General features: G+C 71.9%; 19 protein-coding genes. 13 read left to right on the top strand and 6 right to left on the bottom strand.

Translation table 11 applies throughout. The annotated features are described in order from the left end of the window. Positions 1–7 precede the first annotated feature (7 nt). Positions 8–778, top strand: coding sequence for a class E sortase (locus ACPZVR_RS10095; RefSeq protein ID WP_436699448.1), 771 nt, complete (start codon positions 8–10; stop codon positions 776–778). Positions 779–847: 69 nt separating this feature from the next. Next, complete coding sequence (locus ACPZVR_RS10090) at positions 848–1,432, top strand: LPXTG cell wall anchor domain-containing protein (protein WP_436699447.1); 585 nt, start codon at positions 848–850, stop codon at positions 1,430–1,432. 24 nt (positions 1,433–1,456) lie between these two features. On the opposite strand, the gene ACPZVR_RS10085 is transcribed toward ACPZVR_RS10090, so the two are convergent. Beyond that, positions 1,457–2,764, bottom strand: a complete 1,308-nt coding sequence (locus ACPZVR_RS10085) for a glycoside hydrolase family 6 protein (protein WP_436699446.1) — start codon at positions 2,762–2,764, stop codon at positions 1,457–1,459. Between the two features lie 82 nt (positions 2,765–2,846). Here ACPZVR_RS10085 and ACPZVR_RS10080 point away from each other — a divergent pair, with 82 nt between their 5' ends. Further along, positions 2,847–2,990 carry a DUF1059 domain-containing protein gene (locus ACPZVR_RS10080; protein WP_308085895.1) on the top strand — a complete coding sequence of 48 codons (144 nt, stop codon included), beginning with the start codon at positions 2,847–2,849 and terminating at the stop codon, positions 2,988–2,990. Between the two features lie 16 nt (positions 2,991–3,006). Here ACPZVR_RS10080 and ACPZVR_RS10075 read toward each other — a convergent pair whose 3' ends face one another. Both ACPZVR_RS10075 and ACPZVR_RS10070 read right to left on the bottom strand, forming a co-directional pair. Next, positions 3,007–3,870, bottom strand: a complete 864-nt coding sequence (locus ACPZVR_RS10075; RefSeq protein ID WP_436699445.1) for a crotonase/enoyl-CoA hydratase family protein — start codon at positions 3,868–3,870, stop codon at positions 3,007–3,009. A gap of 41 nt (positions 3,871–3,911) precedes the next feature. After that, complete coding sequence (locus ACPZVR_RS10070) at positions 3,912–5,150, bottom strand: LCP family protein (protein WP_436699444.1); 1,239 nt, start codon at positions 5,148–5,150, stop codon at positions 3,912–3,914. A gap of 23 nt (positions 5,151–5,173) precedes the next feature. On the opposite strand from ACPZVR_RS10070, the gene ACPZVR_RS10065 reads away from it, so the two are divergent. After that, positions 5,174–5,680 carry an acyl-CoA thioesterase gene (locus ACPZVR_RS10065; RefSeq protein WP_436699443.1) on the top strand — a complete coding sequence of 169 codons (507 nt, stop codon included), beginning with the start codon at positions 5,174–5,176 and terminating at the stop codon, positions 5,678–5,680. 3 nt (positions 5,681–5,683) lie between these two features. Here ACPZVR_RS10065 and ACPZVR_RS10060 read toward each other — a convergent pair whose 3' ends face one another. Then, a complete protein-coding gene (locus tag ACPZVR_RS10060) occupies positions 5,684–6,562 on the bottom strand; it encodes a LysR family transcriptional regulator (protein ID WP_436699442.1) in 879 nt (292 codons plus the stop codon). An 84-nt stretch (positions 6,563–6,646) separates the two neighbouring features. Between ACPZVR_RS10060 and ACPZVR_RS10055 the strand changes: the two genes are divergently transcribed. Next, entirely contained in the window at positions 6,647–7,621 is a 975-nt protein-coding gene (locus ACPZVR_RS10055) for a threonine ammonia-lyase (RefSeq protein WP_436699441.1), read from the top strand. A gap of 106 nt (positions 7,622–7,727) precedes the next feature. Further along, positions 7,728–9,218: an LCP family protein gene (locus tag ACPZVR_RS10050; protein WP_436699440.1), complete on the top strand. Its 1,491-nt coding sequence runs from the start codon at positions 7,728–7,730 to the stop codon at positions 9,216–9,218. A gap of 12 nt (positions 9,219–9,230) precedes the next feature. Here ACPZVR_RS10050 and ACPZVR_RS10045 read toward each other — a convergent pair whose 3' ends face one another. Continuing rightward, the gene (locus tag ACPZVR_RS10045; RefSeq protein WP_436699439.1) at positions 9,231–10,007 is read right to left on the bottom strand and encodes an inositol monophosphatase family protein; all 777 of its coding nucleotides are present in this window, start codon (positions 10,005–10,007) and stop codon (positions 9,231–9,233) included. 63 nt (positions 10,008–10,070) lie between these two features. Between ACPZVR_RS10045 and ACPZVR_RS10040 the strand changes: the two genes are divergently transcribed. From ACPZVR_RS10040 to ACPZVR_RS10030, 3 genes are read left to right on the top strand one after another with little or no spacing between them, the layout of a single operon-like run. Beyond that, a complete protein-coding gene (locus tag ACPZVR_RS10040; protein WP_436699438.1) occupies positions 10,071–10,463 on the top strand; it encodes a hypothetical protein in 393 nt (130 codons plus the stop codon). A gap of 31 nt (positions 10,464–10,494) precedes the next feature. After that, a complete protein-coding gene (locus ACPZVR_RS10035; protein WP_436699437.1) occupies positions 10,495–11,403 on the top strand; it encodes a glycosyltransferase family 2 protein in 909 nt (302 codons plus the stop codon). Further along, positions 11,400–12,305: a glycosyltransferase family 2 protein gene (locus tag ACPZVR_RS10030; protein ID WP_436699436.1), complete on the top strand. Its 906-nt coding sequence runs from the start codon at positions 11,400–11,402 to the stop codon at positions 12,303–12,305. The genes ACPZVR_RS10035 and ACPZVR_RS10030 overlap by 4 nt, the downstream gene beginning before the upstream one ends. On the opposite strand, the gene ACPZVR_RS10025 is transcribed toward ACPZVR_RS10030, so the two are convergent. Further along, positions 12,214–13,359 (bottom strand): phosphatase PAP2 family protein, encoded by a 1,146-nt coding sequence (locus tag ACPZVR_RS10025; RefSeq protein WP_436699435.1) that lies wholly within the window; start codon positions 13,357–13,359, stop codon positions 12,214–12,216. The two genes, ACPZVR_RS10030 and ACPZVR_RS10025, sit on opposite strands and share 92 nt — an antisense overlap. Positions 13,360–13,456: 97 nt before the next feature. Between ACPZVR_RS10025 and glf the strand changes: the two genes are divergently transcribed. Genes glf through ACPZVR_RS10005 form a run of 4 tightly spaced genes read left to right on the top strand, consistent with a single transcriptional unit; the run spans position 13,457 to position 18,328 of the window. Beyond that, positions 13,457–14,659: a UDP-galactopyranose mutase gene (gene glf, locus ACPZVR_RS10020; RefSeq protein ID WP_436699434.1), complete on the top strand. Its 1,203-nt coding sequence runs from the start codon at positions 13,457–13,459 to the stop codon at positions 14,657–14,659. Continuing rightward, the gene (locus ACPZVR_RS10015; RefSeq protein WP_436699433.1) at positions 14,656–16,680 is read left to right on the top strand and encodes a glycosyltransferase; all 2,025 of its coding nucleotides are present in this window, start codon (positions 14,656–14,658) and stop codon (positions 16,678–16,680) included. The genes glf and ACPZVR_RS10015 overlap by 4 nt, the downstream gene beginning before the upstream one ends. After that, positions 16,677–17,564, top strand: a complete 888-nt coding sequence (locus tag ACPZVR_RS10010; protein ID WP_436699432.1) for an ABC transporter permease — start codon at positions 16,677–16,679, stop codon at positions 17,562–17,564. The genes ACPZVR_RS10015 and ACPZVR_RS10010 overlap by 4 nt, the downstream gene beginning before the upstream one ends. Beyond that, positions 17,564–18,328 (top strand): ABC transporter ATP-binding protein, encoded by a 765-nt coding sequence (locus ACPZVR_RS10005; RefSeq protein ID WP_436699431.1) that lies wholly within the window; start codon positions 17,564–17,566, stop codon positions 18,326–18,328. Before ACPZVR_RS10010 ends, ACPZVR_RS10005 begins: the two co-directional genes overlap by 1 nt. Positions 18,329–18,448: the final 120 nt, after the last annotated feature.

Raw genomic sequence — 18,448 nt, 5'->3', positions numbered from 1 at the left:
GGATTCCATGACGCAGACCGACGCGCCCGACAGCCCCGACAGTGACGAGCAGTCGGCGCCCAACCGGGTCCGCCGGCGCCGGTCGCGGCCCGCGGACGGCTCGTCGGGCCAGGCGGCGCCGACCCGGCGACGGGTCACCTTCTGGCTCGGCTGCGGCCTGATCGCCGCCGGGCTGGCCGTGCTCGGCTGGGTCGCGTGGCAGTTCTGGGGCACCAACTGGCAGTCCCAGCAGCGTCAGGGCGAGGTGCGGCGGGCGCTCGAGGCCGGCTGGGGTGACGGCCAGGACGTCGTGCGGACCGAGTTCGGCAACGCCACGGCCATCGTGCACATCCCGCGGTTCGGCAAGGACTACTCCGTCCCCGTGCTCGAGGGGTCCAGCGACGCCGTGCTCGCCGCCGGCATCGGCCACATGGAGGACACCGAGGCGGGCGGCGTGGGCAACTACGTCCTGGCCGGTCACCGGGTCACCCACGGTGAGCCGTTCGCCGAGCTGCCGTCGCTCGAGCCGGGCGACGAGGTGATCGTGGAGACCCGCGCGGCGACGTACACCTATGTCCTCGACACCGGCGGCGAGGACCTGATCGTGCCGTTCACCGAGACCTGGGTGCTCGACGAGGCGCCGGTCAACCCGTCGGGCGGCACCCAGCCACCCGCGGACGTCGGCAACCAGCTGATCACGCTGGTCACCTGCTCGGAGATCTTCCACACCGACAACCGATCCGTCGTGTTCGGCCACCTGGTGAAGTCGACTCCCGCGGGTGGCGGCGAATCAGGCTAGGATCGGTGACGCACTGCCCGCCACCTTGAACGAGCCGGGTCGTTGCATGGGGAAGTTCAAGGAGGACACGTGCTCAAGAAGCTGGCTGCGCTCGCCATGCTCACGGCGGCATTCGCCGTCGCGCCGTCGACGCCCGCTCAGGCCGACGGCTACACGCCCAAGATCCCGACCGTCACCACGATCAAGGTGATCGCCAACGAGGCCGGCAAGCCGGTCGTGCTCGAGGTCAGCGCCAGCGCCAACCACCCGACGCCGCCGGCCGGCACCATCGCCATCACGCTGGCGACCGGTGGCACCGCCGCGCGGGGGGCGCGCGCGGTCGTCGCCGCTCCGGTGTTCACCACGTCGGTGCACTTCGTCGACCGGCCGATCCGGTTCGAGGGGCCGCGCCTGCCGAAGGGCCGCTACGTCGCGACCGCGGCGCTGACGCCCGACAACGCCGCGCTGTTCCTGCCGTCGTCCGGCACCACCCAGACGTTCCGCGTCGCGAGCGACGACGACAACGGCGGCGGTGGCGGCGGGGGCGACCAGGGCGCCGGCCTGCCCAACACGGGTGGCCCGGACCTGCTCTGGCTGCTCCTCGGCGGCGGCCTCGTCGTCGCCGGCGCCGGCGGCGTCAGCTACGGACGTCGCCGCGCCCCGGCGGCCGCCTGATCGACCACCCGGCGCAGCGTTTCCCTAGGGCGCGAACCACGACGTGCTGCGGGCCATCCCGAGCGCCCGGGCCGGGCCGTGCCAGTTGGCCTGCATGTGCAGCCAGGGCCGGGCGAACCACAGGAAGCCGTCGACATGGCGCTTCGCGGCCCGCGTCGTCTCGGCCGACAGCCCCCAGCGCGGGTCGCCGACCCGTGAGGTCGGCGGGATGCCGAGGGTGACGCAACCCCGGCGGTCCGTGGCCGACCCGCACACCCGGGCGTTGTCGTTGACCGGACCCTCCGCGTCGACCTCGGGCCAGGTCATCCCGTTGCCGTTCTGCGCGGTGTCGACGACGAAGTGGACGCCCTTGACCCCGCGCTCGCGGAGGATCTCGACTAGCTCGGTGCCGTAGGCGACCGACTCCTCGGTGCCGACGTAGTGGGTGGCGTTGAGCGCGAAGCCGCGCGCGTCGGCGATGCCGTTGGCGAGCAGCAGATCGGCCGCCTGCGACGCGCGGGGTACGCCGACCTGGGGTGTGCTGCTCCAGTCGGCGGCACCGGCGTCCAGGTAGACGCTGGTGTTCGGCTGGGCGGAGAAGGCCCTGACCGCGTGCTTGATCAGCGCGCTGGTGACGGCGCGGTTCGAGCACCACCAGAACGGCAGGTCGGGCTGCAGGATGACGGCGGCGTGCTGCTTGCCGAGCGCGCGGGCGGCGTTGGTGATCCAGCGCCGGTACTCCTCCTGCGCGCCGGCGGAGGGCGTGCGGCTGCACACGGCGTGCTCCCACGGATCCATCCGGAAGACGGCGAGCTGGACGAGGACCTTCGGGTCGCCGCCCGAGGCGTTCTCGACGTACTCCTCGACGACCGACCCGATCCGCTCCGGCGATCCGCTCCACGTGCCGAGCCACAGCGACTTCGGGCGCAGCGCGATCCGCGCCAGCTGTCGCCTCGCCTCGCCGCCAGCCGCCTGGTAGGCGGTCCAGGTCTGCTCCAGCCCACCGCGGTAGACGCCCCAGCGGCGCTCGGCGAGCGGATTGCGCAGGTTCTGGGCATGGGCCGGCTGTGCCCGCTGCCAGACCTCCTTGTCCGGCCGGTAGGTGCGCCGCGGCGGTGGAGGCGGCGTCGTCGGCTGCGCAGCGGGGTGCGGGACCGCCGCCGGTGGGGGCGGGGTGGGCGCGGTGCTCGTGGCGGGGGCGGCCGGCGTCGGCTCGGGGCTCGGCCCGGCGGCCGGCGACTCCTCGGCCCGACAGCCCGCGAGGGCCAGCAGCGCCAGCAGGGTCACCACGGTGACACCCGCCAGCAGCACGGCGCGAGGACGGGGTGCGGTGGTTCCCGGGGTCTGCAGCATCGCGCCGAGGCTAACCCGGACCGCTGCCGAGCCCGTAGTTCTAGACTGGAACGCGTTCCCTGTCCCGTCCCCGGAGGTCACCATGCCCTCGCTGCGCTGCCCCTGCGACACCACCCTGCGTGCCGACACCGACGACGAGCTCGTGGAGAAGGTGCAGGCGCACCTCGCGGCCGAGCACCCGGGACGGGAGTACAGCCGCGAGGAGATCCTGTTCATGGCGATGTGAGTCGCCCGGTCGCGGTTCAGGTCAGCCGGGGGAGCTCCGAGGCCTTCCCGGAGAACCGCGGGGTCCGCTTCTCCAGGAACGCCGCGACGCCCTCCTTGCCGTCCCCGATCGAGGTCCAGAACATCGCCAGCGAGTCGGTGAGGTGGGCCTCGAGCGGGTCGGCGGCCGCGCTGTTGCGGTAGAGGAGCTGCTTGGCCAGGCCGAGCGCGACCGGCGAGCGGTCGGTGACGAACGAGCGCGCCAGCTCGTAGGCCGCCGGCAGCAGGTCCTCCGGCTCGTGCAGGCTGCGCACCAGGCGGCCGGCGTGGGCCTGCTCGGCGGTGAGGATGTCGGCGGAGTAGACCCACTCCAGGGCCTGCTGGATGCCGACGATGCGCGGCAGGAACCACGACGAGCAGGCCTCGGGCACGATGCCGAGCCGCCCGAAGACGAAGCCGATCCGGGCCTTCGTCGACGCCAGGCGCAGGTCCATGGCGAGCGTCATGGTGGCGCCGATGCCGACCGCGGGCCCGTTGATCGCCGCGATCACGGGCTTCGGCAGCGCGTGGATCGCCAGCGTGATCTTGCCGCCCGTGTCGCGCACGCCCTCGGCGAACGGCGGCTCGTCGTACGCCGAGCGGAACTCCGCGGGCGTGGGGGACAGGGACTCGTCGAGCCCGAACACGTTGCCCTCGGCCGAGAGGTCCATGCCGGCGCAGAAGGCGCGGCCGGCGCCGGTGACGACGACGGCTCGGACGGCGTCGTCGCGGGCGTCGGTCACGAAGACCTGCAGCAGCTCCCGGGCCATGGTCAGGTCGAAGGCGTTGAGCGCGTCCGGCCGGTCCAGCGTCAGCGTCGCGATGCCGTCGTCGTCGACCTGCCAGGTCAGGGTCTCGTACACGGCTGTCCTCCGGTCGGGTCGGTCGGGTCGGTCGGGTCGGGTCAGTCGGCCAGACCGGTGGCGGTGCACAGGTCGGCGGTGATCTCGTCGGTCCGGTCCTCGGCGATCCTGCCGAAGAGCCGCTTCGAGCGCTCGGCGTCCCACGTGGTGTCGGCGCGCGCGAGCGGCACCGTGCAGGACTTCTCGACCTTGGTCATCGCGAGCGCCCAGCGCCCCGCGTCGACCGGGCCGGTGCTGTCGCCGAAGCGGAAGAAGTCCGGGACCGAGCTGTTCAGTCCCCACCAGCGCAGCGGGTTGAGCACCGACCAGGGGGAGAGCACCTTGTCGCCGACCGCGGCGATGACCTCGCGCTGCTGCTGGACCCGCGCCAGGTCGGAGATCGGGCTGTACTTCCGTGCGCGGGAGTAGGCCAGCGCGGTCGCCCCGTCCACCTCCTGGCAGCCCTTCTTGACGTTGAGCCCGGAGTCCTTGTCCTTGATCCGCTGCTGGGGGCAGATCTCGATCCCACCGACCGCGTCCACGACGCCGACGAGCCCGCCGAAGCCGATCTCGACGTACTGGTCGACCCGCAGGCCGGTCGCCTTCTCGAGGGTCTGCACGAGCAGCGGCGTCCCGCCCTTGGCGTAGGCGGAGTTGACCTTGCTCACCCCGAAGCCCGGGATGTCCAACGGGGAGTCGCGGGGGATCGACACCAGGGTCGTCGGCCCGTCGCCGGTGTGCAGGAGCAGGATGGTGTCGGTCAGCTCGGAGGCGGCGTCGCCGGTGTGGAGCCGCTTGCGCTCCTCGGGCGAGAGCCCGGCCCGCGAGTCGCTGCCCACGAGCAGGTAGGTCGTGCCCGGCTGCTCGGCGGGGCGCTCGGCGCTCGGCTCGAAGTCGACCTTGTCGACGCGGTTCCAGGCCACGAACGGCACGGCGACGGTGTAGACCAGCCACAGGACCAGCGCGAGCAGCACGAGCCGGACGTAGGTGCGCGGGCGCGACCAGCGACCCCGCCGCGGCGGACGCGGACCCCCGGGCGCTGGGGAGGCCGGGGCCGGTCGGCGTCCGGGAGGCGGCGGCGTGCCGCCGTACTGCTCCGCGGGAGGCAGGCGCCGCGGCGCCGGGTGCGCCGCCGGGGGCGGGGGCGGAGCGTCGCCGGGACGCCGTTGCACGGGGATCCGCCGGGTCGGCTCGGGATCGGAGCCGCCGCGGGGCGTGCCGTAGATCCAATCGAACTGCCCGTCGGGGTCCTCGCCACTGGGGCGACCGGAGCCACCGGTGCCGTCGCCACGCCCTGCCATGCGCATGACGCTACCGTCAGCCCGTGAGCGAAATCGTCGCGGCACGCACGCCGTCGTACTCCCGCATCGAGCTGGCCACGCTGACGTCGCGTGCGCAGGCCAACCTCCTGGGCAACATCCACGGCGGCGAGGTGGTCAAGCTGGCCGACTCGACCGCGGGGGTCGTGGCGCAGCGCCACAGCGGCGGGCCCGCGGTCACGGCGGCGCTCGACGAGATGGCGTTCCTGGAGCCGGTCCGGGTCGGCGACATCATCCGGACCTTCGGCCGGGTCAACTGGGTCGGCACGTCGTCGATGGAGATCGGGGTGCGCATCGAGACCGAGCCCTGGGACGCCGCGGGAGAGGTGCGTCACGTCGGCTCGGCGTACTTCGTGTTCGTCGCGGTCGACGCCGCGGGCCGCGGCCGGCCGGTGCCCGCCCTCGAGCCGGAGACCGACGAGGACCGGCGCCTCCTGCACGAGGCGGAGGTACGCCGGGCCCACCGGCTCGCGCGGCGCCAGCAGATCGACGAGATCCGCGCCCGCGGCTGATCGTCACGGGCGCTCGGCGACCTCGCTCAGCGCCGCCGCGACGGCATCCACGGCCGCGGGCCGCGGCGGAGCGCCGTAGGTCGAGAGCTGGACCCGGCGGTGCGCCGCCAGCCGGCGGCGTACGACGTCGCGGTGCTGGTGCGCGCGCAGGGCCAGGCCGGGCAGCACCGTCACCCCGAGGCCGCTCGCGACGAGGGACTGCACCGCGACGTAGTCGTCGCTGGCGAAGGCGATCGCCGGCGTGAACCCGGCGTCCGCACACAGGGTCAGCAGCTCCCGGCGGCAGCGCTCGCAGCCGGTGACCCAGCCGGTGGCGGCATAGTCGGCGAGGTCGACGGCACCCTCGGGCGCCCGGTCGGCGGGGGTCACCAGATAGAGCGGGTCGTCGACGACGGGCACGACGGTGATCTGCTCCGGCTCCGGCTGGTCGGGATAGGCGAAGGTGAGCGCGAGGTCGATCTCGCCCGCCCGCAGCAGCTCGTGCGCCTCCGGCGGCTCGGCCTCCACGAGGTCGAGCTCGATGCCGGGATGACGGGTCGCGAGCAGGGCGAGCGCGTCGGGGACGAGGGTCGCGGCGCCCGACGGGAAGGCCGCCAGCCGGACCCGTCCCGACTGGAGGCTCGTCGCGGCCGCGAGCTCGGCCTCCGCCCGGGCCAGCAGGCCGAGGATCTCCTCGCCCCGGCGGGCCAGCCGCTCGCCCTCGGGTGTGAGGCGGACGCCGCGCCCGACCCGCTGGAGCAGCACCGCGCCGGTCTCCGCCTCGAGCCGTCGCAGATGGTGGGAGATGGTCGGCTGCCCGTAGTGCAGCGCGGTCGCCGCGGCGGACACGGAGCCGGTGCGGTGCACGGCGACGAGGGCCTCCAGCCGACGCAGGTCGATCACCCGACCATGCTATCGATGTCGTCGATGGTTCTCGTCGAAAGGAACTATTGGACCGATGGGTGATCGCTCGCGGAGGATGGGAGCATGCTGGCCACCGACCTGACGTTCGACGCGATCCTCGCCGCCGCCGAGATCGTGGGCCGCGAGCTGCCCGCGACACCCCTGCAGTCCCACCCGCTGCTCGACCGGGCGCTCGGCCGCCCGGTCCTCGTCAAGCACGAGAACGTGCTCCCGACGGGCGCCTTCAAGGTCCGCGGCGGGGTCCACCTGGCGGCGCGGCTGGAGGCTGCCGAGCGCGCGCACGGCCTGGTCACCTGCTCGACCGGCAACCACGCCCAGTCCGTGGCGTACGGCGCCCGGCTGGCCGGCGTCCGCGCCACGATCGTGATGCCCGCCGGTGCCCCCGCCGCCAAGCGGGACGCGGTGCGGGCGCTGGGCGCCGAGGTGGTGCTCGCCGGCGCGAGCCTGGGCGAGGCCGGCGAGCACGCCCGGGCCCTGGCGGCCGACACCGGCGCCTCGTTCGTCTGCCCGACCGACGAGCGGATCGTGCTGGGACACGCCACGGCGTACCTCGAGCTGTTCGGCCAGGCGCCCGAGCTGGGCACGCTCTTCGTCCCCGTCGGCAGCGGCACCGGCGCCGCGGGTGCGTGCCTGGTGCGCGACACGCTGGCACCGCGGTGCCGCGTGGTCGGCGTCCAGTCCGCGGCGGCTCCGGCCGGCTGGCGGTCCTGGCGAGCCGGCACGATCGAGACCGCGGCCGCGACCACCCGCGCGGCCGGCCTGGCCACCACGACCGGGTACCCGCGCACCCAGGCGGTCCTGCGTGATCGCCTCGACGACTTCGTGCTCGTCGACGACGACGCCATCGACGCCGCCGCGGGGCTGCTGGCCACCTGTGCCCACACCCTCGCGGAGGGTGCCGGCGCGGCCTCGCTCGCCGGCGCGGTGGCGGCGGGGGACACGGTGCACGGGAGCGGCCCGGTCGCCGTCGTCTGCACCGGTGCGAACGCGTCGGCCGACGAGATCGCCCGGCTGGCCGGCTCGGTCGCCGCCGCCTGACCCATCGCGGCCCTGACCCATCCCGGCCCTGACCCGTCGCGGCCGGCCTCGCCGCTCGCGGCGCGTCGTCACCGGAGTGACCCGTGGGACTGGTGATACTGGGCGGGTGCAGGAGAGGACCCCCGTCGACGACCGCGCCGCCCGGGTGCGGTTCCGCCGGGCGCTGACGCTGATGGCGTTCACGCTGGTCGTGCCCGGCTCCGCGCAGCTCATCGCCGGCAACCGCGCGATCGGCCGGGTCGCGGTGCGGATCTGGCTCGCCTCGCTCGGCACCCTTCTCGTCGTCGCCGCCTGGAGCTGGCTCGACAACGGCTTCGCGCTCTCCCTCGCGTTCAGCCCGACGGTCATGCTCGTCGTCCGGCTGTACCTGATCGTCGGCGCGATCTGCTGGGCGGCGCTCTTCGTCGACGCCTGGCGGATCGGACAGCCGCTCAGCCTGCGGCTCCCGCACCGTCGCGCGGTCGTCGGCATCAACGGCATCCTCTGCTTCTCCGTCGCGGGCACCCTGCTCTTCGGCGCCCACCTGGCCGCCGCACAGCGCGAGTGGCTCACGATGTTCGCCGACGGCGACCTCGGCAGCGCCCACGGCGGGCGCTACAACATCCTGCTCATCGGTGGCGACTCCGGCAACGACCGCTGGGGCCTGCGCACCGACTCCATGACGGTCGCCTCGGTCGATGCCACCACCGGCCGCACCGTGATGATCGGCCTGCCCCGCAACATGCAGAACTTCCCGTTCCGCGAGGGCAGCGTGATGGACGAGCAGTTCCCCCGGGGGTTCGACTGCGACGGCTGCTACCTCAACGGGGTCAGCACCTGGGTCGGCGACCACGCCGACCTCTTCAAGGGCTCCGAGAACCCCGGCATCGACGCCACCGTGTCGGCGGTCGAGGGGATCACCGGCCTCGACCTGAACTACTGGGTGATGGTCAACATGCGCGGCTTCGAGCGCCTGGTCGACGCCTTCGGCGGCGTCACCCTCAACGTCCGCCAGCGGATCCCGGTCGGCGGTCTCGGCAAGGACGTCACCGGCTACATCGAGCCCGGCGAGCGCAAGCTCGACGGGCACGACGCCCTGTGGTACGCCCGCGCCCGCGAGGGCTCCGACGACTACTCGCGGATGGCACGCCAGAAGTGCGTGTTCTCGGCGCTCGTCTCGCAGGTCAGCCCGGCACAGGCGCTCACCAACTTCCAGGAGATCGCCCAGGCGTCCAGCGCCATGATCCAGACCGACATCCCCGGCGGCGCGCTCAGCGACTTCGTCCAGCTCGCCCTGCGGGCGCGGACCCAGAAGATCTCCTCGGTCTCCCTGGTGCCCCCGCGCATCGACACCGCCCGGCCCGACATCGACCTGGTCCAGCAGATGGTCGCCGACGCGATCGACCGGGCCGAGGGCGACCTGAAGGCGGCCAAGAAGGGCAGCGGCGGGTCCACCGGCGGCGACGAGAAGCCGGCCGACAAGGCGCCCGCCGGTGGGGCTCCGTCGGGCGACGAGCAGGCGAGCGACGACGCGGGCACCGTCACCGGCGGCTCGCTGGGCTCGCGCAACGAGGGCTACAAGGCCAACGAGACCGACGACGTCGCCGCCGCCTGCTGACCGCTCTCGCCGCTACCAGGCGGTCGCGCTGAGAGCGGCCACCGCGGCGTCGTACGTCGCCCGGTCGGGTGCCGCCACGATCCCGCCGGCCAGCGCTTGGGGGACGAGCGGCCCCCCGTCGTGCCGGCCGATGGCGCCGCCGGCCTCGGTGAGGATCAGCGCGCCGGGGAGGTGGTCCCACGGCATGCTGCGGCTGTAGACGAGGGCGCGGGCGTCGCCGGCGATCAGGTGCGGGTAGTCCACGCCGCAACAGGCCCAGGTCAGCTCCAGGGTGCCGAGGGCGCCGAGCTCACGGCCCACCCACGACCGCCGGGCGGTGCGGAAGGGCGTGGTGGCGCTCGGCGCGGCGACGGTCAGCCGCTCACCGTCGCGCCACGCGCCGGCGCCACGCTCGGCGACGTACGACGTCGCGTGCTGGGGCTGCCAGATCCAGCCGCGGGTCACCTCGCCCGCGCGCACCTCGGCCACCATGACCGCGTGGTCGGGGGAGCCGTGGACGAAGTTCTTCGTCCCGTCGACCGGGTCGACGGTGAAGGCATGGTCGGCGCCGGCGAACCGATCGATCAGCGTGGGATCGGCGCTCATCGCCTCCTCGCCGAGCACCAGCGCGTCGGGATAGGCCGCCCGCAGGGCGGCGGTGATGAGGGCCTCGGACTCGTGGTCGGCCACCGTCACGAGGTCGCCCGGGTTCTTCTCCGTGACCTGGTCGTCGGCGAGGGCGCGGAACCGGGGGTCGATCACCTCCGCGGCGACGTCCTGGAGCAGGGTCAGCACGGCGGCGGTGTCCACGGGGCCACCGTAACGGGACGTGTCGACGAGACAGTGCCAGGGTCGGTGGGGTTGGCTAGCGGCATGCGCTTCACCGAGCACGAGCTCACCGCGGCCCTCGCCGGCGCCGCCAAGGTCGTCCTGGCCGCCGACCGCCGCCACCGCAAGCGTGGGGTCGACATCGACACCGCCTGGGACCAGATGGACCGCTACCAGCGCTTCAAGGTCCTCGACGCGCTCGGCGACCAGGTGCTGCCGGTGCTCGTGGCCCTCCCCGACGTCGACGTCGCCCCCGGCACCCGGGCGACCTACGACGACGCGGTGGTCGCCGGGGTCGTCGACGGTCTCGTAGGGCAGCGTCGCGGCCGGCTGCGGCGCGCGGTCGAGGTCAAGGCCCGCACCGCGCTGGTCCAGGCGGCACTCGCGGCGATCCCGCCCCGGCTCGACCCCGACGCGCTGCTGAGCGACGAATCCTGATCGGGCCCGCACGGACAGTAGGGTCGCCCTCGTGCGCGTGCAGGCCGTGGTGGTGACCTTCAACCGGCTGGCGATGCTGCGGCGCCTCGTCCCGCGACTCCAGGAGATCGACGGACTGGAGCGGATCCTGGTCGTCGACAACGCGTCGACGGACGGCACGGGCGAGTGGCTCGCCGCTCTCGGCGACCCGCGGGTGCGCCACGAGACGCTGGCCACCAACACCGGTGGAGCGGGTGGCTTCCACCACGGCCTGGGCTGGGCGGTGCGCGAGGGCGCGGACCTGGTGTGGCTGATGGACGACGACGGCCTCCCGGCGCCCGACTGCCTCGACCTGTTGCTGGCGCGCGTCGAGCGCGACGGCCTCGAGTTCTGTGGGCCGGCGGTGCTGGCCGAGCAGGACCCGGCGCGGCTGTGCTTCCCGATCCGGCTGCCCGGCGGGACCCGGGTGGTCCACGACATGGCGGCCGTCGAGGAGGCGGCCGCGGACGGCCTGATCGACCACGTCGTGATCCCCTTCAACGGCGTGCTGGTCACCCGCGACCTGGTGGAGCGGATCGGGCTGCCCCGCGAGGAGTTCTTCATCTGGGGCGACGACGTCGAGTACCTCTGGCGTGCGCAGCGGGCCGGCGCCCGGATCGCGACGGTGGTCGACGCGCACTTCCTGCACCCGGCCACCGACGATCTCGGCACGCCGATGATGTTCGGCCGCACCACCTACAACCACACGCCGAGCGACCTCAAGCACTACTGCATGGCCCGCAACAACACGCTCAACCTGCGCGCCTACCGGGGCTGGCCGCACGTCCTGCTCTTCTGGCTGAAGACGGTGTGGTTCTACCTGTTCACCAAGCCCCGGCCCGCGCGGATCCCGCTGAGCGCCCGCGCGGCGGCGGCCGGCCTGCGCGGCGACTTCACCGGGCACCGGCGGTACCTGCCGTGAGCGGCCCGCGCCCAGGCGAGCGGGTCGCGGTCGTCGTCGTCACCTACAACCGCGCCGACCTGCTCGAACGCATGCTGGCCGGGCTCGCCGACCTCGACCGCGCACCCGACGCGGTGTTCGTCGTCAACAACGCCAGCACCGACCACACCCGCGACGTGCTCGCCCGCAGCACGCTCGCCGGCCTGGTGCCGATCCACACGGCCGACAACCTCGGCGGCGCGGGCGGCTTCCGGCTCGGCCTGCAGACCGCCTACGAGCGCGGCTTCGACGTGATGTGGCTGATGGACGACGACGTCGTCCCGGCGCCCGACTGCCTGAGCAGGCTGCTGGCGGCCGACGGCTCGTGCCTGATCGCGGTGCGCGAGGACCGGTCGGGAGCGCTCGTCGAGAAGGCGGCCGTCCGCTTCGACCTGCGCAACCCGCTCGCGATCCGGCCGAAGACGGCCAGCATCGACTCGACGTACCCCAGTCGGGCCGCGATGCCGGAGACGGTCGAGGTCGAGAACGTCGCCTTCGAGGGCTTCCTGGTCCGTCGCGAGGTGGTCGACCGGATCGGCCTGCCCGACGCGTCGTACTTCATCTTCTACGACGACGTCGACTTCGCCATCCGGGCCCGGCGCGCGGGCTTCCCGATCCGGGCCGTGCGCGACGCGGTGCTCGTGCGGCAGCTGGACTTCGACCAGCAGCACGACCTCGCCGGCTGGAAGGGGTACTACATGTACCGCAACCTGTTCGTCGTGCACTTCCGGTACGGCGAGAACCCGCTCGTGCGGCTCAAGCCGGTGCTGATCGCGCTGGCCGTCGTGGCCCTCAGTCCGCTGCGGGGTGGTCGGGCTGAGGCACGGAACGTGTCGCGAGCGCTTCGGGATGGGTGGCGGATGCGCTCCCTGCCGGCGCGCTGAGCCCGGCGACCGGGTCCGGCACCAGCCGGGCCCGCAGACCGACGCGGTTGCCGGTCGCGATGCCCGCGATCCACACCGCGAAGGCGCCCAGTGCCGCTCCGGCGATCACGTCGACGAAGAAGTGCCAGCCGAGGTAGACGGTGGCGAGCACGGTCAGGCCGAAGAAGGTCCAGGCGCTGATCCGCACCCAGCGGGCGAGCTTCACCAGCTGCACGATGAGGCAGATCGTCATCATGATGCCGACGTGGAGCGACGCGAAGGCCGCGATGGTCTGCAGTGTGCCCGCGCCCACGGGGTCCGCGAGGACGGCGACGCGGTCGTCCCACATCGAGCTCGCCAGCCTGCTGACGTAGGTGTCGGGGAGCGCGGCGAAGGTCCGCGGGTCGGAGTAGATCGGGCCGACCGTCGGGAGGAGCACGTAGAGCACGGCGCCGAGCGCCCAGTCGACCGCCACGGCCGTGACGTACCACTCACCTGCCCGGGTGTGCCGGGTCCAGACCAGGGCGATCGCGATCGAGACCGGCACCAGGGCGATCCACACGATGTAGACCGCCGAGAAGAAGTGGGCGGCGAGGCCGGTGCCGAACCAGGCGTGCAGGATGGCGGCCGGGTCGTGACCGGCGAAGAGGAACTTGTCGAGGTCGGCCAGCGGGTCGTCGTAGATCTTCTCGTGGACGAACGGCGCCATGCTCTTCACGTTGCGGAAGGCGGCGTAGCAGAGATACCACGCGATGACCCCGTTGAGCGCGAACTTCCAGTGCGACAGCGGCCAGCGCTCGCGCAGCACCGTGCGGAAGGTGCTCCCGATCCGGCGCGGCCAGCCGCCGCCGGGCCGGCCGGCCGCGATGAGCGTGCGGGGCACGACGTCGATCGCGATCGCGCCGAGCACGATGGCGGGGAACCGGATGTAGCCCGGGATCAGGCTGTCGGGGTCCTGGATCGGGATGTTCTCGACGAGGGAGAAGACCACGGTGAGAACGGCCAGCCCGAGTCCGGCGAGCCATGCGAGGGCGAAGGATGGCGCGCCGCGTCCGGTCGTCTGGTGCGTGTACACCAGAACAGGATATGCGCCCTCTCCCTGGGGCGCTGGACACACCCGACCGCGCGTTGCGAATGGGGAAGCCAGGGGAACATCCGTAAACTGACCGATCGTGTCTGTCACCTCGTCGAACTCCGGCCTCCCCGATGTGGTCGTCGTCGGCTCGGGCTTCTTCGGTCTCACGATCGCCGAGCGCTGCGCCGCCGACCTCGACCTGAAGGTCCTGGTGATCGAGCGCCGCTCCCACCTGGGCGGGAACGCCTACAGCGAGCCCGAGCCCGAGACGGGGATCGAGGTGCACAAGTACGGCGCGCACCTGTTCCACACGAGCAACGAGCGGGTGTGGGAGTACGTCAACCGGTTCACGTCGTTCACCGGCTACCAGCACCGGGTCTACTCGACGCACAACCAGCAGGTCTACCCGCTGCCGATCAACCTCGGGACGATCAACCAGTTCTTCGACGCGGCCTACACGCCCGCCGAGGCGCGTGCGCTGATCAAGGAGCAGGCGGCCGAGCTGGGGGACAAGGAGCCGGAGAACTTCGTCGAGAAGGGCGTGTCCCTCATCGGGCGCCCGCTCTACGAGGCGTTCATCGCCCACTACACCGCCAAGCAGTGGCAGACCGCGCCCGAGGAGCTCTCGGCCGACATCATCAGCCGGCTCCCGGTCCGCTACACCTACGACAACCGCTACTTCAACGACAAGTACGAGGGCCTGCCGACCGACGGGTACGCCGCCTGGCTGGCCCGGATGGCCGACCACCCGAACATCGAGGTCGTGCTCGACACCGACTTCCTCGCCGACGGCGTCGCCGAGCGCTACAAGGGCAAGGTGCCCGTCGTCTACACCGGCCCGGTCGACGAGTACTTCGGCAACAGCGAGGGACGCCTGTCCTGGCGCACGGTCGACCTGGTGCCCGAGGTGCTCGACGTCGACGACTTCCAGGGCTGCGCCGTCATGAACTACCCCGACCCGGACGTCGACTTCACCCGGATCCACGAGTTCAAGCACTTCCACCCCGAGCGCGACTACCCCGCGGGCAGGACCGTCATCGTGCGCGAGTACAGCCGCTTCGCGGAGGACACCGACGAGCCGTACTACCCGGTCAACACCGCCGAGGATCGTGAGAAGCTGTTGAAGTACCGCGACCTGGCCGAGCGCGAGCCGATGGTCCTCTTCGGCGGCCGCCTCGGCACCTACAAGTACCTCGACATGCACATGGCGATCGCCTCGGCGCTGTCGATGTACGACAACCGGCTCCGACCGCACTTCGCCGACGGCGCCGAGCTCAAGAGCGGCGGGGTCGACGCATGAGCGCGGTCGCGACGGACTCGACCACCGAGGGGACCGTGCAGCGGCTGCTCCAGCGCCAGATCCTGCCGCTCGACACCGACCCGGACGTCCTGCCGCTCTACCTCGACTGCGAGGAGCCCAACCTCGACGAGGACAAGTACGTCGTCGGCGGCTCCCGCGCGGCCAAGGAGCTCAACAACGCCTCGATCCGGCAGAAGACCTCGACCGGGCGCGCCGTACGCCCCGACCAGGTGCTCTCCCGCACGGCCGTGCTGGTGCCGTCGGGGGAGAAGGTGTCCTTCGGCACCTACTTCAACGCGTTCCCCGCCAGCTACTGGCGCCGGTGGAGCGTCGTCACGTCCGTGACGCTGACGGTGACCGTGCGCGGCTCGGGCGCCACCGTGATCGTCAACAAGTCGATGGCCAACGGCCGCCAGCAGAAGGTCGACAGCGGCGTCACCGAGGCCGAGGGCCCGACCACGCTGACCTTCGAGCTCACGCTCGGCCCCTTCATCGACGGCGGCTGGTACTGGTACGACGTCGTGGCCGGCCACGGCGACGTCACCGTCGAGTCGGCCGAGTGGACCGCGTCGGTCCCGGCCGACCGCGAGCGGCACGGCACCGTCGACCTGGCCATCACCACGATGAACCGCCCCGACTTCTGCGCCAAGCTCCTCGCGCAGCTCGGGACCCCGGAGCTGCTGCCCTATCTCGACACGGTCTTCGTCATGGAGCAGGGCACCCAGCTGGTGCGGGACAGCGCGTTCTTCCCCGGCGCCGAGGCCGGTCTGGACGGGCGGCTGCGGGTGATCCAGCAGGGCAACCTCGGCGGCTCGGGCGGCTACGCCCGCGGCCAGCTCGAGTCGGTCCGCAAGGGCACCGCGACCTACGCGATGATGATGGACGACGACGTCGTGTGCGAGCCCGAGGGCATCATCCGCGCCGTCACCTTCGGCGACCTCGCCAAGCGGCCCACGATCGTCGGCGGCCACATGTTCAGCCTGTACGCCAAGAGCCGGCTGCACAGCTTCGGCGAGATCGTCCAGCCCTACCGGTTCTGGTGGATGTCGCCGCGCGACGGCTTCCAGGACTGGGACTTCGGCGCCCGCAACCTGCGCTCGGCGCGGTGGCTGCACAAGCGGCAGGACGTCGACTTCAACGGCTGGTTCATGTGCATGATCCCGCGCCAGGTGCTCGAGGACATCGGCCTGTCGCTGCCGCTGTTCATCAAGTGGGACGACTCCGAGTACGGCCTGCGCGCCAAGGCCGCCGGCGTACCGACCGTCACCTTCCCCGGAGCCGCGGTCTGGCACGTGCCGTGGACCGACAAGAACGACGCGCTCGACTGGCAGGCCTACTTCCACCAGCGCAACCGGTTCGTGGCCGCCCTGCTGCACTCGAACTATCCGCGCGGCGGCCGGCTCCTGCACGAGAGCTTCGCGTTCGACCTGGCCCACCTGGTCTCGATGCAGTACTCCACGGTCGAGCTGCGGATCCAGGCGCTCGAGGACGTGCTGGCCGGGCCCCACGGCCTGCACGGGATGCTCGGGACCCGCCTCGGCGAGGTGAACGCCTTCCGCAAGCAGTTCACCGATGCACAGCTGCACGCCGACCCGGACGACTTCCCGCCGGTGCGGCGCGAGAAGCCGCCGCGCAAGGGCAAGGACCTCAGCGACGTGCCGGGCCGGCTCTCGAAGGTGATCACCGCCGGCCTCGCGCCGATCCGCCAGCTGAAGAGGCCGCGGGACCTGTCCCGCGAGTTCCCCGAGGTCGAGATCCGCGCGATGGACGCGAAGTGGTACCGCATCGCGAGCTTCGACTCCGCGATCGTGTCGATGAACGACGGTACGTCGGCGGCGCTCTACCGGCGCGACCGCGAGCGCTACAAGGCGCTGGTGCGTCGTACCGTCCAGCTCCACAACCGGTTCCGCCGCGACTGGGACGAGATCGCGGCGCAGTACCGCGCCGCGCTCGGTGACATCACGTCCCCGGAGACCTGGGAGAAGACCTTCGCGCCGTGGGCGGAGGGCGAGGGCCGATGACCGCGACGACGCCCGACGAGGCGGATCTTCCGCCGCTGCGTCCCCCGTCGGCCGACAACGGCCTGATCGGGGTCCTGCGCCGGCGCTACCTGCTCAAGCTGCTGGTGCGCCGCGAGATCAGCGCGCGCTACCAGGGCTCGTTCCTCGGCCTGATCTGGTCCTACATCAACCCGCTGACCCAGTTCTGCATCTACTACTTCGTGGTCGGCTTCATCTTCAACCTGCATGCCGACATCCCGAACTTCGCGATCCACCTGTTCGCCGGCCTCACCGTCGTGCACTTCTTCACCGAGACCTTCGGTGCGGGCACCCGGTCCATCGTGCGCAACCGGGCGCTGGTCGTGAAGATGGCGATGCCGCGGGAGATGTTCCCCGTCGCCACCATGCTGGTCTCGCTCTACCACGTCGTCCCACAGATCGTGATCCTGATCATCTCGGCGCTGCTGTCGGGCTGGACGCCCGAGCCGGTCGACCTGCTCGCGCTCCTGCTCGGCCTGCTGATCTGCGGTCTCCTGGGCCTGTCCGGCGCCCTGTTCTTCAGCGCCGCCAACGTCTTCTTCCGCGACTTCGGCAACATCGTCAGCGTCTTCAACAACTTCGTGCGCTGGGGCGTGCCGATGATGTACTCGTACGCGATGGTCGACGAGCGCTTCGGCAGGTTCGCCCAGTACTACCTCTTCAACCCCCTGGCCGACGCCGTCCTGCTCTTCCAGCGAGCGTTCTGGGTCGGCACGGTCGACGACCCGGAGCACAAGGCCGTCGTGGCGATGCCCGACCACCTGCTGCTCAACGGCGCCATCATCGTGGCCATCTCGGCGCTCATCCTGTGCGTCGCCCAGTTCGTCTTCACCCGGCTCGAGAACAAGATCCCGGAGCGCCTCTGATGGCCACATCGATCGTGGTGGAGAACGCCACCAAGTACTTCACCCTCCGCTACCACCGCACCTTCAAGGAGGTCGCGGTCGCGAAGGCCAAGGGACGGCAGACGACGGAGACCTTCAAGGCCGTCGACGACGTGTCCTTCACCGTCGAGCAGGGCGAGTCGATCGGCATCATGGGCCTCAACGGCTCCGGTAAGAGCACCCTGCTCAAGATGATCAACGGCGTGATGAAGCCCGACGAGGGATCGATCCTCACCCGCGGCCGGATCGCCGGCCTGATCGCCACCGGCGCCGGCTTCCACAACCAGCTGACCGGCCGCGAGAACCTCTACCTCAACGCCGCCATCCTGGGGATGACCGAGCAGGAGATCCGGCGCAAGTTCGACGACATCGTCGAGTTCGCCGAGCTCGGCCCCACCCTCGACGGCCCGGTCGGCCACTACTCCTCGGGCCAGAAGGCCCGGCTCGGCTTCGCGATCGCCATCCACGTCGACTCCGACATCTTCCTCGCCGACGAGGTCCTCGCCGTCGGCGACAAGCCCTTCCGGGTCAAGTGCATGAAGCGGATGCGGCAGATCCGCAAGAGCGGCCGCACCCTGTTCTACGTCAGCCACTCGCCGGACTCGGTCATCAAGATGTGCAACCGGGTGCTCGTGCTGGAGAAGGGCCGCCTCGGCTTCGACGGTGACCCGGTCGAGGCCGTGCACTACCTGCGCTACGACGAGGGCGACGACGTCGACGACGACGAGATCGCCAACGACATTTAGGACTGGGCCGAGCGTGTCGCAGATCGGGTTCGCCGCACGGTCCTCGCTGCGCTCGGACCGCGGGCTTCACCCGATGCGCTGCGCGCATGCGCCACGCTGCCGGCCGCGCGGTCGAGTCCG

This window comes from Nocardioides segetis (assembly GCF_051390595.1).
Classification (GTDB): Bacteria; Actinomycetota; Actinomycetes; order Propionibacteriales; family Nocardioidaceae; genus Nocardioides.
This window is presented reverse-complemented; position numbering and strand designations above follow the sequence as displayed.

What these genes read in the sequence shown, in the direction of transcription:
- ACPZVR_RS10095 (WP_436699448.1), top strand. Translation starts at nt 8, where the DNA reads ATGACGCAGACCGACGCGCCCGACAGCCCCGACAGTGACGAGCAGTCG.
- ACPZVR_RS10040 (WP_436699438.1), top strand. Translation starts at nt 10,071, where the DNA reads ATGCGCTTCACCGAGCACGAGCTCACCGCGGCCCTCGCCGGCGCCGCC.
- ACPZVR_RS10005 (WP_436699431.1), top strand. Translation starts at nt 17,564, where the DNA reads ATGGCCACATCGATCGTGGTGGAGAACGCCACCAAGTACTTCACCCTC.
- ACPZVR_RS10085 (WP_436699446.1), bottom strand. Translation starts at nt 2,764, where the DNA reads ATGCTGCAGACCCCGGGAACCACCGCACCCCGTCCTCGCGCCGTGCTG.
- ACPZVR_RS10055 (WP_436699441.1), top strand. Translation starts at nt 6,647, where the DNA reads ATGCTGGCCACCGACCTGACGTTCGACGCGATCCTCGCCGCCGCCGAG.
- ACPZVR_RS10070 (WP_436699444.1), bottom strand. Translation starts at nt 5,150, where the DNA reads ATGGCAGGGCGTGGCGACGGCACCGGTGGCTCCGGTCGCCCCAGTGGC.
- ACPZVR_RS10010 (WP_436699432.1), top strand. Translation starts at nt 16,677, where the DNA reads ATGACCGCGACGACGCCCGACGAGGCGGATCTTCCGCCGCTGCGTCCC.
- ACPZVR_RS10015 (WP_436699433.1), top strand. Translation starts at nt 14,656, where the DNA reads ATGAGCGCGGTCGCGACGGACTCGACCACCGAGGGGACCGTGCAGCGG.
- ACPZVR_RS10080 (WP_308085895.1), top strand. Translation starts at nt 2,847, where the DNA reads ATGCCCTCGCTGCGCTGCCCCTGCGACACCACCCTGCGTGCCGACACC.